At 70.9% G+C, this 15,489-nt stretch carries 8 protein-coding genes; 5 read left to right on the top strand and 3 right to left on the bottom strand.

Features of this window, described 5'->3' with window-relative positions:
* Nucleotide 1: 1 nt before the first annotated feature.
* On the top strand, nt 2-4,501 hold the full coding sequence (locus ACZ6ZQ_RS14475) for a caspase, EACC1-associated type (protein WP_469768861.1): 4,500 nt from the start codon (nt 2-4) through the stop codon (nt 4,499-4,501).
* A gap of 73 nt (nt 4,502-4,574) precedes the next feature.
* Here the strand turns inward: ACZ6ZQ_RS14475 and ACZ6ZQ_RS14470 are convergent, their stop codons facing one another.
* The 3 genes from ACZ6ZQ_RS14470 to glgX all read right to left on the bottom strand — a co-directional run bounded on the left by ACZ6ZQ_RS14470 (nt 4,575) and on the right by glgX (nt 10,845).
* Nucleotides 4,575-6,440 (bottom strand): ABC transporter ATP-binding protein, encoded by a 1,866-nt coding sequence (locus ACZ6ZQ_RS14470; RefSeq protein WP_469768860.1) that lies wholly within the window; start codon nt 6,438-6,440, stop codon nt 4,575-4,577.
* Nucleotides 6,437-8,413 (bottom strand): ABC transporter ATP-binding protein, encoded by a 1,977-nt coding sequence (locus ACZ6ZQ_RS14465; RefSeq protein WP_469768859.1) that lies wholly within the window; start codon nt 8,411-8,413, stop codon nt 6,437-6,439. The genes ACZ6ZQ_RS14470 and ACZ6ZQ_RS14465 overlap by 4 nt, the downstream gene beginning before the upstream one ends.
* A 107-nt stretch (nt 8,414-8,520) precedes the next feature.
* Nucleotides 8,521-10,845, bottom strand: a complete 2,325-nt coding sequence (gene glgX, locus ACZ6ZQ_RS14460) for a glycogen debranching protein GlgX (protein ID WP_469768858.1) — start codon at nt 10,843-10,845, stop codon at nt 8,521-8,523.
* A gap of 200 nt (nt 10,846-11,045) precedes the next feature.
* On the opposite strand from glgX, the gene ACZ6ZQ_RS14455 reads away from it, so the two are divergent.
* From ACZ6ZQ_RS14455 to ACZ6ZQ_RS14440, 4 genes are all read left to right on the top strand, one after another.
* Complete coding sequence (locus tag ACZ6ZQ_RS14455; RefSeq protein WP_469768857.1) at nt 11,046-12,272, top strand: L,D-transpeptidase; 1,227 nt, start codon at nt 11,046-11,048, stop codon at nt 12,270-12,272.
* Nucleotides 12,273-12,479: 207 nt separating this feature from the next.
* Complete coding sequence (locus ACZ6ZQ_RS14450) at nt 12,480-13,727, top strand: L,D-transpeptidase (RefSeq protein WP_469768856.1); 1,248 nt, start codon at nt 12,480-12,482, stop codon at nt 13,725-13,727.
* Nucleotides 13,728-13,880: 153 nt separating this feature from the next.
* Entirely contained in the window at nt 13,881-14,648 is a 768-nt protein-coding gene (locus ACZ6ZQ_RS14445) for an enoyl-CoA hydratase/isomerase family protein (RefSeq protein ID WP_469768855.1), read from the top strand.
* Nucleotides 14,649-14,910: 262 nt separating this feature from the next.
* Nucleotides 14,911-15,426, top strand: a complete 516-nt coding sequence (locus tag ACZ6ZQ_RS14440) for an ATP-binding protein (RefSeq protein ID WP_469768854.1) — start codon at nt 14,911-14,913, stop codon at nt 15,424-15,426.
* Nucleotides 15,427-15,489: the final 63 nt, after the last annotated feature.

The following is a 15,489-nucleotide window of genomic DNA, read 5'->3' as shown; positions in this document are numbered from 1 at the left end:
CATGCCGGCCGACGCCGAAGACACCTGGCCGGCCGGAACAGGCGCGCACGCCGTACTCATCGGAAGCGCGAGCCATGTTCCGGATTCGGAGCTGCCCGCTCTGCCCGCCGTGGCCACCACGCTCGACGACCTCGAAGCGACGCTGCACGACGTGTGCGGCATGGACCCGCAGCGCATCCACCGCGTCCCCCCGGACGCCTCCCCGGCCGATGTGATCGCCGCAGTGGAACAGGTCGTGGCCGAGGCGACCGGCGTCGTCCTGCTCTACTACGTCGGCCACGGGCTGCTGGGTCCGCAGGACGAGCTCTACCTCGCCACACACGCCGTCCGGTCGCCGCACCAGATCTCGCAGGGCGTGCCGTACCAGACGCTCAAGGGCCTCATCGGCGGCTCGGCGGCCGGCGGCATCGTTGTCCTGGACTGCTGCTATTCGGGGCGGGCGACGGCGCCGGCAGCGGGCGGACCGGGGGACGCGCCCTACTTCACCACCCGGCCCGACGGCAGTTTCCTCCTCAGTGCCACGTCCCGCTACGACCTCTCCTTCGCGCCGGAGGGTCGCAGGCACACCCTCTTCACCGGCCGGCTGCTCCAACTGCTGCGTGAGGGCGATCCGTTCGGGCGGGGACCGTGGATCACGATGGACAGCCTGTACGAGGCCGTCGACCGTACCTTCCGCGACGGGCCGATCCGGCCGCGCCGGCAGAGCGACGGCTCACTGGGGTCGCTGATCCTCGCGCCCAACCGTGCCTACGGCACCGGCGCCGGCCGGTCGCGCGGCGAACCGCCCGCGGATGTGCCGTGCCCGTACCCGGGTATGGAGTCGTTCGGAGCGTCGGACAGCCGGCACTTCTTCGGCCGTGAGGAACTCACCGGGCGACTGATCGATGCCGTGTGCGGGACGGACGCGCCCGCGCGCGGCGACGGCCCGGACGCTGCGGCCGGCCGCCCGGTCGTCCTGGTCGGGGCGTCCGGCGTCGGCAAGTCCTCACTTCTGAGGGCCGGCCTGCTGGCCGGGCTCGAGCGCCGCCACGCGAGCCGGGCGAGCCGGCCGAGCCACGCGCCCGTGACACTTCCCTGGCCGGCACTCCTCCTCCCGGCCCCCGGACCGCACCCGTTGCGCGCACTCGCAAAGCTGTGGGCCCGGGCGGCCGGCCGTCGTCCGGAGGAGGCCCAGGAGGCCCTGGAGAACGGCCGGTTACCGGAGCCGCTCCCCGGCCGGGAGCGGTGTCGGCTGCTGGTGGTCGACCAGTTCGAGGAGGTCTTCACCCGCTGCCGCGACGCGGACGAGCGCGCCCGCTTCATCGACCTGCTCACGGCTGCACGCGCCGACGGACCCCGCGTCGTCCTCGGCCTGCGTGCCGACCACTACGGCACGTGCCATTCGTACCCTTCCCTCGTCGAGGCCCTGGAGCACGGACAGGTCACCGTCGTCCCGATGAACGACGAAGCCCTGCGCTCAGCCGTGGAAGAGCCTGCCCGCGCCGTCGGACTGGAGCTGGAGACCGGCCTGACCGACCGTCTCCTGCACGACCTCCGCCAGGATCGAAGCGACCTCGCTCGCGACACCGCGGCCCTGCCCTTCCTCGCCCACGCTCTGCGCGAAACCTGGCGGCGGCGCAGCGGCGTCACGCTCACGCTCGCCGGATACGAATCCACCGGCGGCATCTGGAAATCCGTCACCACGACCACCGAACGGCTCTACAACGACCTCGACCCGGCCGGACAGGAGGCGCTGCGCGAGCTGCTGCTGCGCATGGTCCACCTCACCAGCGACGGCGGAGACGCCGTCGTACGCCGCCGGGTGACCCCAGAGGCTCTCCTCGACGGTCTCACCACCCATGAGGCCGCCGTCACCGCGGCCATCCGGGACCGGCTTGCCGCCGCCCGCCTGATCACCGTGGACCGCACCGGCGCCCAGATCTCCCACGAGGCACTGCTGCGCGCCTGGCCCAGGTTGCGGGCATGGATCGACGAGGACCGCACCCAGCTGATGCTGCGCCAGCAGCTCTCGGACGACGCCGATGCCTGGGCGGCAGCCGACCGCGACCCGGCGTTCCTGTACCGGGGCACACGGCTGCACGCCGCCCAGGAACTCCTGCGTGAGGAGCGGTTCAGGCACCGCCGACTGCCCGGCCGGGCCGAGAGGTTCCTCTTCGCCGCCATCGCCGCGGCCCGCGCGGAGCGGGAGCGGGAAGCCCGCCGCACACGGCGGCTGAAGCAGACGCTGGGCGCGGTGGCAGTCGCGTTGTGCGTGGCGCTGGTTGCGGGGGCGATCGCGTTCGTGCAGCGGGGCGAGGCGCAGGAACAGCGGCGTCTGGCGGTTTTCCGGGCGCTGGTGGCCGAAGCGGGCAACCTCAGGGGCACCGAGCCGGAGCTGTCGCTGCGACTGGGGCTCGCGGCACACCGGCTGCGGCCCACGACAGAGGCGCGCGCTGCCGTGTTCGACACGCTGGCACAGACACGCTTCGCGGGCAGGTCCGAAGCCGATGATGCCGACAATCCCGTACTGAGCCACGACGGCAGGACGCTGGCGGCGGGAAAGCTGGGTGACCCGGCCACCTTGTGGGACGTCACCGATGCCTCCCACAGAAGGCGGCTCGCACCGCTCTCCGGCTGCGGGGACTACGACGGCCTCGCGTTCAGCCGGGACTCCCGGATGCTGGCCCAGGCATGCGAGGACGGCAGGGTCATTCTCTGGACGCTCGCCGACCGCTACAAGCCGCGCGTCATCGCCACCGTTCGCCTCGCGGACATGAAGGGATCGCCATCGGGAGTCGCCTTCAGCCCGGACGGCCGGACCCTGGCAGCCACGGGATGGGACGACGGCAAGAAGAAGACCTATTCCGATGGCGCGGTCGCTCTGTGGAACATCACCGACCAGGCCCACCCGCAGCAACTAGCCGTCAAGCGCGGCCTCTACGACACCAGCACGGTCGCCTTCAGTCCGGACGGCCGCATTCTCATCTCGGCAACGGGACTTGTCGTCTTCTCAGAAGAGCCCAAGGACAGAAACTCAGTGGTCCATCGCTCCGGCGCAACCCTGTGGGATGTCAGCAGCCTGGCCCGTCCCCGCCGACTGGTTCGTCTGGAGGGTATCGATGAGGATGTGGCCTTCAGCCCGGACAGCAGACTGCTGGCGACGATGGACAGCCGCCTGGTCCAAGTGTGGGACATGCGCAAACCCGCCGAACCCGCGAAGCTGGCCGCCTGGACCGCCCACGAGGACATCGTCGACAGCCTGAGTTTCAGCCGGGACGGGAGGACCCTCGCCACCGGAGGCTTCGACGGCACCGTCAAGCTCTGGGACATGACCGATGTGGCGCACCCCACCGAGTCGGAGACTCTGGAGGGCCACAAGTCGTATGTGGAAGCCCTGGCATTCGCCCCGGACGGCCGGACCCTGACCTCCGCGGACTCGAAGTCACTCGCCCGCTGGAACCTCACGGCCCGAGGCCGGCCGGATGCCGTGGCGACCCTCGACAACGGAGGGCCCGCCATCAGCGCGGTGGACCTCACGCCGGATGGCAGGACGCTGGCGACCGGCGGCTACGACCAGGCCGTCGTCCTCTGGGACATGACCGACCCCCGCCGTCCGGAGCGTGGGGCGATCCTGGATGTCGGGGCGTTCGTCAACGACATCGCCATCAGCTCCGACAGCAAGACCCTGGCCAGCGCCGACCGAGCGGGCCGGGTCGTGCTCTGGGACATCACCGACCGCTCCCGGCCTCGCAAGGCAGCGGTCATACAGCGCCGAGCAGAGACGGTGTGGGCGGACTTCTCCCCGGTCGGCTCCATCCTGGTCGCCAATGGAGCGGAGACGCTCTTCTCCCCCGGCTGGGCCGTGATGTGGGACGTCACAAACCGCAAGAGTCCCAAGGAGATCAGCTCCTCGACCGGGGTACAGCCGCTGTATCAAGCCCGCTTCGGTCCTGGCGCACGGGTGCTGGCCCTGCCCGCCCTGAACACCCATCTCGTTCCGCTGGACGGAAAGACGGACAAATCCGTCCAGCTGCCGGACGGCAACGGCGCATCCGCCTTCTCGCGGGACGGCAAGCTCCTGGCCACCGGCGGCTCCGACCGGGACGCATACCTGTGGAACATCACGGACCCGAAGAAGCCGCGGCTCGCCGGCGACGTCCCGGACACCGACGGAGACTTCTCCCGGTACGAGTTCCACCCGGGCGGACATCTGCTCGCTGCGGTGAGCGAGCACGGGAACTCCACCCTGTGGGACATCGGTGACCTCGCACGTCCTCACACAGCCGCGACCCTCACTCGGCACCGAGACGCGGTGGACGACCTGGTCTTCACACCTGACGGCCGCTTCATGGTCACCGTCAGCAGCGACGGCACAGCCGTCGTCTGGGACCTGCGCGACCTGCCCGCCATCAGTGCCGACCCCATGGCCATGGCCTGCCGCCTGGCCGGCGGAGGCCTCACCGAGGAGCAGTGGAAGCAGTACGTCCCCGGCCTTCCCTTCCAGGACACCTGCAAGAAATAGCAGCTCGCGGCCAGGGCCTGTCCGGTGGATCTTGCCGGGCTCGCGAGTCCGGCAAGATCCACCGGACAAGCCCTTAGACCAGGCTGTCCCGCCAAGCCCGGTGCAGATCGGCGAACCGGCCCGCCCCGCCGGTGAGTTCGGCCGGGGTGCCGTCCTCGACGATCCGGCCGTGCTCCATCACCAGCACCCGGTCCGCGATCTCGACCGTCGACAGCCGGTGGGCGATCACCACCGCCGTACGGCCGCGCAGCACCGTCGTCATCGCGCGCTGAACCGCACGCTCGCCAGGGATGTCCAGGGAGCTGGTCGCCTCGTCGAGGATGAGCACCGCGGGGTCGGCCAGCAGCGCCCGCGCGAACGCGACGAGCTGGCGCTGACCTGCCGAGATCCGCCCGCCTCGCTTGCGTACGTCCGTGTCGTAGCCGTCCGGCAGGCCGCTGATGAAGTCGTGCGCGCCGATCGCCTTCGCCGCCTGCTCGATCTCCTCGCGGGTCGCGTCCGGGCGCCCGATCGCGATGTTCTCCGCGACCGTCCCGGAGAACAGGAACGCCTCCTGCGTCACCATCACGACCCCGCGCCGCAGTTCGGGCACGGCCAGCTCGCGCAGGTCGACGCCGTCGAGGAGAACCCGCCCGTCCGTGGGGTCGTAGAAGCGGGCCAGCAGCTTCGCGAGCGTGGACTTGCCGGCGCCGGTGGAGCCGACGACCGCGACGGTCTGGCCCGCCGGGATCGTCAGCCCGAAGCGGGGCAGTACCTCACCGCCGGTGCGGTACGCGAACCGAACGTCCTCGAAGACCACCTCCCGGCCGGGGCCGGCGGCCCCGGCGAGATCCGGCAGCCGCACGGGACGCTCGGGCTCCGGCACGGACGGCGTCTGGGCCAGCAGACCGGCGATCTTCTCCAGCGACGCGCCCGCCGACTGGTACGAGTTGAGGAACATGCCGAGACGGTCGATAGGGTCGTACAGCCGCCGCAGATACAGCACCGCGGCCGCCAGCACACCCAGTGCCAGTGTCCCCTCGGCGACCCGGGACGCGCCCCACAGCACCATCCCCGCCACGGCGGTGTTGGCGACCAGCCGGGAACCGACGACATAGCGGGCCATCTCCAGCAGGGCGTCGCCGTTGCTGCGGGCGTGCCGTTCGTTCAGCGCGCGGAAGCGGTCGTCGTTGGCGCGCTCGCGGCGGAACGCGCGCACCGGCCGGATGCCGTTCATCGTCTCCGCGAACTTCACGATGACGGCCGCGATCGCGGAGGACCGCTCGGTGAACACGACCGCGGCGCGCCGCTGGTAGAGCCGGACGAGCAGATACAGCGGTACGAAGCTGAGCACGGCCAGACCCCCGATGCCGAGGTCCAGCCAGAGCAGCATCGCCGAGATGTAGACGAACGCGAGGACGACGCCGATCAGCTCCTGGAGGCCCTCGCTGAGCAGTTCCCGCAGCGACTCGACGTCGGTCGTGGAGCGGGAGATCAGCCGGCCCGAGGTGTACCGCTCATGGAAGTCCACACTGAGCGCCTGGGCGTGCCGGAAGATCCTGCCGCGCAGATCGAGCAGGACGTCCTGGTTGACGCGGGCGGCGGCGCGGATGAACGCGTACTGGAACACCCCGGACGCCACCGCGCACACGGCGTACCCGACGGCCACGGCCACGAGCGGCCCGTGGTCACCGCGGCGCAGCGCCGGGACGCCGCTGTCGATGGCGTACGCGACGAGCAACGGGCCGGCCTGCGCGGCGGCCTGCTGGAGCAGCAGCAACAACGCGGTAAGCGCGACCCTGGCCCGCCGGGGCGCCAGCAGCGACCGCAGCAGCGCCCCGGTGGCGCCCTCGGGCGTGGGGAGGGCGTCGCGGTCGAACGGGTCCCGATCTCCGCCCGCGCGCTCCCCGGCCGTGTCGTCGGCGTCCGCGTACGGCTGTGTGGTCGTCGATGACGTCATCGGACTCGCTCCTCGGCGTGCGCGCCCGACATCAGCCGGGCGTACTCGGCGTTGTCCCGCAGCAGTTCGTGGTGGGTGCCCACGGCCGCGATCCGGCCCTGGGACAGCAGTGCCACCCGGTCGGCCAGCAGCACCGTGGACGGCCTGTGCGCCACGACGAGCGCGGTCGTGTCCTCCAGGACGCGCCGGAGCGCGGCCTCCACCAGCGCCTCGGTGTGCACGTCCAGCGCCGACAACGGGTCGTCGAGGACGAGGAACCTCGGCCGCCCCACGACCGCGCGGGCGAGCGCGAGCCGTTGCCGCTGGCCGCCGGAGAGGCTCAGCCCCTGCTCGCCGACCTGGGTGTGGACCCCCTGGGGAAGCGTGTCCACGAATCCGGCCTGCGCCACGTCGAGCGCGCGCCGCAGGCCTTCGTCCCCCGCGTCCTCGGCGCCCATCAGCACGTTCTCACCGACGCTCGCCGAGAAGAGCGTGGGCTCCTCGAAGGCCATGGACACGAGCTGCCGCAGCTCCTCGCGGGGCATCGCGGCGATGTCCCGCCCGTCGAGCGTGATCCGCCCGCCGGTCACCTCGTACAGCCGCGGTACGAGCGCGGTCAGCGTCGTCTTCCCGGACCCGGTCGCACCGACGAGCGCCATGGTCTCGCCGGGCCGGACCCGCAGATCGATCCGTTCCAGCACCGGCGCGGACCGTGGGCTCGCGTCCGGGTAACGGAACTCGACCGCGTCGAAGACCAGCCCGCCCCCGGCAAGTTGCCCGGAGGGGTCAGGGGCCGACCGGCCACTCGTATGCGAAACGTGCCCGGCTCCCCGGCCGGCTGCGAGGTCCGCGCCGGTGGCCCCGTCGACGGCCGGGCCTACCGGTTCCGCTGCCGGTTCCGCTACCGGGCTGTCGGCCCCGGAAGCCGGAGTCTTCCCGGGACGGCCCGCCCCGGCGCGCCCGTGGTGGGTCCGGGAGGACGCCTCGGCCTCCTCCTGGGACTCCTCTTCCGCGTCCAGGACCTCGAAGTAACGGTCCGTCGCCGTCGCCGCCTCCTGGCTCATCGCGATCAGGAAGCCGATCGAGTCCACCGGCCAGCGCAGGGCGAGCGCCGTCGAGAGAAAGGCGACCAGCGTGCCGGCCGACAGCTCGCCGTCCGCGACCTGGAGGGTGCCGAGGACCAGCGCCGTGCCGATCGCCAGCTCGGGGATGATCATGATGATGGACCAGATGCCCGCCAGGAGGCGCGCCTTGACCAGCTCGGTGCCCCGCAGCCGCCGCGCGAGCTCGCGGAAGGCGGCGGACTGGCTGCGGTGGCGGCCGAAGCCCTTCACGATGCGGATACCGAGCACGCTCTCCTCGACGACCGTCGTCAGATCCCCGACCTGGTCCTGCGCCGTTCGGGCGACGGACGAGTACCGGTTCTCGAACATCGCCAGGAGGATCACCAGCGGCGCGACCGGCACCAGCAGGATCAGCCCCAGCGTCCACTCCTGCATCAGCAGAATGGCCGCCCCGACCAGAATCGTCACTCCGTTGACCAGCAGGAACGTCAGCGGGAACGCCAGGAACATCCGCAGCAGCATCAGATCCGTCGTCCCTCGCGACAGCAACTGCCCCGACGCCCAGCGGTCGTGGAAGGCCACCGGCAGCCGCTGCAGATGCCGGAAGAGATCCGCCCGCATCGCGGCCTCCACCGTGGCCAGCGGCCGAGCCACCAGCCATCGCCGGAAGCCGAAGAGCACCGCCTCCGCGATCCCGAGCAGCAGCAGATACAGCGCCCCCAGCCACACCCCGCCCGCGTCCCGCTCCGCGACCGGCCCGTCCACGAGCCACTTCAGGACAAGAGGGATCACCAGGCTCAGACAGGACGCGACGATCGCGACGCACGCCGCGCTGAACAGGCGGACCCGTACCGGCCGTACGTACGGCCACAGCCGGAGCAGCGAACGCACGGCGGACCGGTTCTCGGCGACTTCATCTGTGGTGGGCATCAGGGGCGAGCCTACGTTTCACCACTGACACAGCCCACCGAGTTTCTGCGGGGCCGTACCTGACGTCCGTCCGGTGGATCTTGCCGGGCTGAATCCGGAGGACAGGCCTAGCTCTCGACCCGCAGCAGCAGCACCGACCGTGCCGGCACCGTCACCCCGTCGCCGCCCCGGTGCACCGTGCCCGGCGCCGACGACTGGTCCTCCCGCGAGGTGTCGACGACCAGCTCGTACGCCTCGGCCCACGGCGGCCCCGGCAGCCGGAAGTCCACCGGGGCGTCCGCCGAGTGCAGCACCGTCAGGAAACTGTCGTCCGTCACCTGATCGCCCCGCGCGTCCCGGCCGGGAATGTCCCGGCCGGAGAGGAAGAGCCCGAGCGTCGACGCCGGCGCGTACCAGTCCTGCTCGGTCATCTCCGTGCCGCGCGGGGTGAACCACGCCAGGTCCCGCAGCCCGTCCGCGGTCTGCGGCCGCCCCGAGAAGAACGCCCGGCGCCGCAGCACCGGATGCGCCCCGCGCAGCGCGAGCAGCCGCGACGTCAGGGCCAGCAGCCCGCTCGGTCCGGGTTGCCCCAGGAGCGACCAGTCGAGCCAGCCGACCTCGTTGTCCTGGCAGTACGCGTTGTTGTTGCCGCCCTGTGTACGGCCCATCTCGTCGCCCGCGACCAGCATCGGGACCCCGGTGGACAGCAGCAGGGTGGTGAGCAGATTGCGGATCTGCCGTCGGCGCACCGCGTTGACCTGCGGATCGTCCGTCTCGCCCTCCACGCCGCAGTTCCACGCCCGGTTGTCGTTCGTGCCGTCCCGGTTGCCCTCCCCGTTGGCCTCGTTGTGCTTGCGCTCGTACGAGACGAGGTCGCGCAGCGTGAAACCGTCGTGGGCGGTGATGAAGTTGACCGACGCGTACGGCCGCCGCCCGCCCCAGGCGTACAGATCGCTGGAGCCCGACAGCCGGTATCCGAGGTCCCGTACGTCGGGCAGCGCGCCGCGCCAGAAGTCCCGGACCGCGTCCCGGTAGCGGTCGTTCCACTCCGTCCACAGCGGGGGGAACGCGCCGACCTGATAGCCCCCGTTGCCCACGTCCCACGGCTCGGCGATCAGCTTCACACGGCGCAGCACCGGGTCCTGGGCGATCACCGCGAGGAACGGGGAGAGCATGTCGACGTCGTGCATCGACCGCGCGAGCGCCGCCGCGAGATCGAAGCGGAAGCCGTCGACGCCCATCTCGGTGACCCAGTAGCGCAGCGAATCGGTGATCAGCCGCAGCACGTGCGGCTGGACGACGTGCAGGGTGTTGCCGCAGCCGGTGTAGTCGGCGTAGCGGCGGGCGTCGGACTGGAGACGGTAGTAGCCGCGGTTGTCGATGCCCTTGAGACTGAGGGTCGGCCCGAGCTCACCCGCCTCCGCCGTGTGGTTGTAGACGACGTCGAGGATCACCTCGATGCCCGCCGCGTGCAGCGCCCGGACCATCCGCTTGAACTCGCCGACCTGCTGCCCGGCCGTCCCCGATGCACTGTAGGCCGCGTGCGGCGCGAAATAGCCGATCGAGTTGTAGCCCCAGTAGTTCTTCAGCCCGCGCCGCAGCAGATGGTCCTCGTGCGCGAACTGATGCACCGGCAGCAGCTCCACCGCGGTCACGCCGAGGCGTACGAGATGGCCGATCGCGGCCGGGTGCGCCAGGCCCGCGTACGTACCGCGCAGCTCCTCCGGGACGTCCGGGTGCAGCTTCGTGAAGCCGCGCACATGGAGCTCGTAGATGACCGAGTCGGCCCACGGCGTCTTGGGCCGGCGGTCGTCGGCCCACTCGTCGTCGGGCGCGTCGTCGTGGACGACGACGCCCTTCGGCACGTACGGAGCCGAGTCCCGGTCGTCGCGGACGGTGTCGGCGACATGCTGCTGCGGCCAGTCGCGGACATGGCCGTACACCTCGGGCGGCAAGGGGCCGTACTCCACCCGGGGGACACGGCGGCCGTCAGTGGCTCCGCCACGGGCCCTGCCCCCGAATTCCCCGTCCACCGCGCGTGCGTACGGGTCGAGGAGCAGCTTCGCCGGGTTCCAGCGGCCACCGGTCCACGGGTCCCAGCGGCCGTGCACCCGGAAGCCGTACCGCTGACCCGGCCGTACGCCCGGGACGAAGCCGTGCCAGATCTCGTGCGTGAGCTCCGTCAGCGGCAGCCGGGTCTCCGTCCCCGCGTCGTCGAACAGGCACAGCTCCACGGCTTCGGCCCCGCCCGCCCACAGCGCGAAGTTGGTGCCCGCGACCCCGTCGGCACCGACTCTGAACCGCGCGCCCAGCGGGGTCGGCGCCCCCGGCCAGACCGGCGGCCCGGGGACATCGGCCTCCCTGCGCCGTCCGTTCAGCGCCGGACGCCGCTGCGCGGCAGGGGAGGTCCGCTCCCCGTCCCGAACTGCCTCCTGCTCGGCTGCGCTCGACACGTGTCGGCCTCCCGCGGCTCGTCGGGCCCCGCGGGATGTGGCGCACGGCGTCCCGGCCGCGGCTCCCCGCGCGTGGTCCTCCCACCTGTTCTGCCCGCGCTGTGCTACTCCCAACATGACCCGCACTCACGTTTCCCCTGGAGGGTGGCGGTCGTTGGGCGGGACGTGCTGTGTCTTTGCGATCCCGCGAGGTGGACTCTGTGAGCAACGCAGTGAGGCGGACAAAGGCCACTCTGGCCGCCGCCCTGGTATGGACAGGACTGCTGGCCGCGCTGACCGGCTGCACCAGCGGCGACCTGGACGTCGGCGGCAAGCCGCAGGCGCCCTCGGACACCATCCGGGTGACGCCCGAGGACGGAGCGAAGGGCGTCGCCGCGGACGGCAAGGTGGAGGTGAGGCTGCCCGGCGGACGGCTGGAGCGGGTCAAGGTCACCCAGATCGAGGATGCCCAGCCGGTCGAAGTGCCCGGCTCGATCTCGGAGGACGGGCTGCGCTGGCAGCCCGAAGCGGGCGCCCGTCTCGCGCTGGCCGCCAAGTACAGCGTCGAGGCGGTGGCCCTGGACGCCCACGGCCGCAGGGCGGCCCGGCACACCACCTTCACCACCGCCGTGCCCGCGCACCGGTTCATCGGCTACTTCAATCCGGAGAACCGCGCCACCGTCGGCACCGGCATGATCGTCTCCTTCACCTTCAGCCGGCGGATCGAGGACCGCGCGGCCGTGCAGCGCGGCATCCGCATCACCGCCGTTCCGCCGGTGGAGGTCGTGGGCCACTGGTTCGACGGGCAACGGCTCGACTTCCGGCCGCGCCAGTACTGGAAGCCCGGCACCAAGGTCACCGTCGACCTGCGGCTGCGCGATGTCCAGGGCTCGCCCGGCACGTTCGGCATCCAGCGGAAGACCATCCGCTTCACCGTGGGCCGCTCGCAGATGTCCCTGGTCGATGCCGAGAAGCGCACGATGGTGGTGCGCCGCGGCGGCAAGGTGCTGGCGACTCTGCCGATCACTGCGGGTGGGACGAAGACGACGACGTACAACGGCAAGATGGTGGTCAGCGAGATGTTCGACGTCACCCGCATGAACGGCGCCACGGTCGGTTTCAAGACCAAGAAGGGCAAGAGCGAGTACGACATCAAGGACGTGCCGCACGCGATGCGGCTCACCACCTCGGGCACCTTCCTGCACGGCAACTACTGGGCCGATCCCGCCGTCTTCGGCTCGAGGAACGTCAGTCACGGCTGCATCGGACTGCGCGACGAGAAGGGCGGCAGCCAGGACTCCCCGGCCGGGTGGTTCTTCGACCGGACCCTGATCGGGGATGTCGTCGAAGTCGTCAATTCCCGCGACCGCAAGGTCGCGCCCTGGAACGGTCTGAGCGGCTGGAACATGAGCTGGGACGAGTGGAAGGCCGGTTCCGCGCTGGGCTGACCCTCGGCCAACCTGCATGGCCCGCATGTCTTCCGGGCAGGTTTGCGACTGAACGGTGACATTTGTGGGAAGCCCTCGTGGCTTGCGGTGTGATTATCTATCGCAGTGCGCGCCGGTCGAGCGCGTGGGGGTAGGAGCCTGGCGGGACATGCGGCCAGGCTCCAAGGGCCGTGGCGGGGCCAGGCCGTGCGAGGGGAGACAGCGATCTTGAACGGGCAGCCGATATCGGGGGCATCGGTGCGGACGGGGCGCAGGCGCGGTCGTACCGCTCTGCCGGCCCTGGCCATGGGGGCGTTGCTCCTGGTGACGACGGCGTGCGGCGGGGGCGGGGACTCCGGCGGCGACAGCGGTGGCAAGGTCGGGAAGGACGGCGGCAAGGTCGGCACGGCGGCCTCGCAGGCGGTCGTGACCATAGCGCCCAAGGACGGCGCGGCTTCGGTCGCCACGAGCGGCGCGCTGAAGGTGACCGCCGACAAGGGCAAGCTGACCACGGTCGCCGTCCAGGACGACAAGGGCAACGCGGTCGAGGGGAAGATGGCCGCGGGCGGTGCGAGCTGGGAGCCGCTCCAGCACCTCGCCGGGGCGACCAAGTACAAGGTGCACGCGGTCGCCAAGGACTCCGAGGGCCGTGAGTCGGCGAAGGACACGACCTTCACCACCCTCGTCCCGAAGAATACCTTCGTCGGCCACTACACGCCCGAGGACGGCTCGACCGTCGGCGTCGGCATGCCGGTCTCCATCAACTTCACCCGGGGCATCACCAACCCCGAGGCCGTCGAGCGGGCCATCAAGGTGACCGCCGAGCCGTCGGTCCCCGTCGAGGGCCACTGGTTCGGCAACGACCGCCTCGACTTCCGCCCGGAGAAGTACTGGGCCGCGGGTACGAAGGTGACCGTCAAGCTCAACCTGGACGGTGTCGAGGGCCGGCCCGGTGTGTACGGCAAGCAGTCCAAGACGGTGAAGTTCACCATCGGCCGCAGCCAGGTCTCCACCGTGGACGCCAGTGCCCACACCATGAAGGTCGTGCGGGACGGCAAGGTCGTCAAGAACATCCCGATCACTGCCGGTGCCCCGTCGACGACGACGTACAACGGCCAGATGGTCATCAGTGAGAAGTACAAGGTGACCCGGATGAACGGTGCCACCGTGGGCTTCGGCGGCGAGTACGACATCAAGGACGTACCGCACGCGATGCGCCTGTCCTCGTCGGGCACCTTCATGCACGGCAACTACTGGGCCTCGTCCGGTACCTTCGGCTCGGCGAACGTCAGCCACGGCTGTGTCGGCCTGCGTGACGTGCGCGGCGCGTACGACAGCGGTACGCCGGCGGCCTGGATGTACAACAACTCGATCATCGGCGACGTGGTGATCGTGAAGAACTCCAGGGACAAGCAGATCGCCCCCGAGAACGGGCTGAACGGCTGGAACATGTCCTGGGCGGAGTGGACGAAGTAGGCCCCGGAGAACGCGTACACACGTACGTACGGGTCCGGTGCTGTACGGGACATTTTGGGGGATATCCCCAAACCCCCGACGGCACCGGGCCCGTCGCCGTGCTGTGTCTTCTGGGGGGATCCCCCAGACCCCCCTGCCACTAACCTGCTGGCCATGACCGTTTCTCTCGAAGTCTCCGAAGGCGTCGGCACCATCCGCCTGGACCGCCCCCCGATGAACGCCCTGGACATCGCGACCCAGGACCGGCTGCGCGACCTCGCCGCCGAGGCGACCGACCGCGACGACGTCCGGGCCGTGATCCTCTACGGCGGCGAGAAGGTGTTCGCGGCAGGCGCGGACATCAAGGAGATGCAGGTGATGGACCACGCCGCCATGGTCAAGCGGTCCAAGGCCCTGCAGGACTCGTTCACCGCCGTCGCCCGGATCCCCAAGCCCGTCGTCGCTGCCGTCACGGGCTACGCCCTGGGCGGCGGCTGCGAGCTGGCGCTGTGCGCCGACTACCGCATCGCCGGGGACAACGCCAAGCTGGGCCAGCCGGAGATCCTGCTCGGGCTGATCCCGGGCGCGGGCGGCACCCAGCGGCTCGCCCGGCTCGTCGGCCCCTCGAAGGCCAAGGACCTCATCTTCACGGGCCGTCATGTGAGGGCCGACGAGGCGTTGGCCATCGGTCTGGTCGACCGGGTCGTCCCGGCCGCCGAGGTGTACGAGCAGGCGCACGCATGGGCGGCGAAGCTGGCCCAGGGCCCGGCGCTGGCCCTGCGTGCGGCCAAGGAGTCCGTCGACGCCGGTCTGGAGACGGACATCGACACGGGCCTCGCGATCGAACGGAACTGGTTCGCGGGCCTGTTCGCCACCGAGGACCGTGAGCGGGGCATGCGCAGCTTCGTCGAGGAGGGCCCGGGCAAGGCGAAGTTCCTCTGAAGTTCCGCCGCGCTCCAGGCAGTTGGGGCAGAGCGAAGCGTCGCGTCAACATGGCGGCCGCATTAATCGAACCTTAAAGGAGCCTTAAGGCGATTCGGGCCACCGCGCTCGGCGATCATTCGTAAGCGGTGCGTCATCGCAGGTCAGATGGGCCGCGCAATCCCCGCACTGCCAGAGTCATATGCCAACTCGATACCCCGGAACGGTTCGTTCCGGGGTATCGATTCCTGTGGAACGGCCCCGGAGGGTGCCGCGTGCGGCCATGATGGGGGGCATGGCGGGGCTGGAAGGTACGGAGCAACCGCGGGCGCGCGGCGGCGCGACCGCCGCGCGGTGGATGCCGGCCGTCGAGGACGAACGGGCGCTCAAGGCACTCGAGTTGTTCGGCAATCCGACGGACGAGGAGATCCGGCTGCCGTCCCGTCCCGAATCCGCCGCCACCGCCCGCAGGCTGACGCAGTGTGTGGTGCTGCGGCAGTGGGCGCTCTCCCCGCAGGTCGCCGAGCACGCGATCCTGCTCGTCTCCGAGCTCGTCGGCAACGCCGTGCGTCATACCGGGGCGCGGGTCTTCGGGCTGCGGATGCTGCGCCGGCGCGGCTGGATCCGTGTCGAGGTGCGTGACCCCTCGCGAGGGCTGCCCTGTCTGATGCCCGTGCAGGAGCTGGACATCAGCGGCCGCGGGCTGTTCCTGGTCGACAAGCTCTCCGACCGGTGGGGTGTCGATCTGCTGCCGCGCGGCAAGACCACCTGGTTCGAGATGCGGGTCTCCGACCGCTGACGCGCGGGCGCCGGGCGCACGAAAGCCCCCTGATGCCGTCGCGCGGCACTGAGGAGGCTTCAC

It is taken from the genome of Streptomyces sp. NPDC053673, from assembly GCF_055585225.1.
This window is presented reverse-complemented; position numbering and strand designations above follow the sequence as displayed.

Excerpts from the sequence above, each read along its gene's own strand:
- ACZ6ZQ_RS14475 (WP_469768861.1), top strand. The coding sequence starts at position 2 with ATGCCGGCCGACGCCGAAGACACCTGGCCGGCCGGAACAGGCGCGCAC.
- ACZ6ZQ_RS14470 (WP_469768860.1), bottom strand. The coding sequence starts at position 6,440 with ATGACGTCATCGACGACCACACAGCCGTACGCGGACGCCGACGACACG.
- ACZ6ZQ_RS14465 (WP_469768859.1), bottom strand. The coding sequence starts at position 8,413 with ATGCCCACCACAGATGAAGTCGCCGAGAACCGGTCCGCCGTGCGTTCG.
- ACZ6ZQ_RS14445 (WP_469768855.1), top strand. The coding sequence starts at position 13,881 with ATGACCGTTTCTCTCGAAGTCTCCGAAGGCGTCGGCACCATCCGCCTG.
- ACZ6ZQ_RS14440 (WP_469768854.1), top strand. The coding sequence starts at position 14,911 with ATGATGGGGGGCATGGCGGGGCTGGAAGGTACGGAGCAACCGCGGGCG.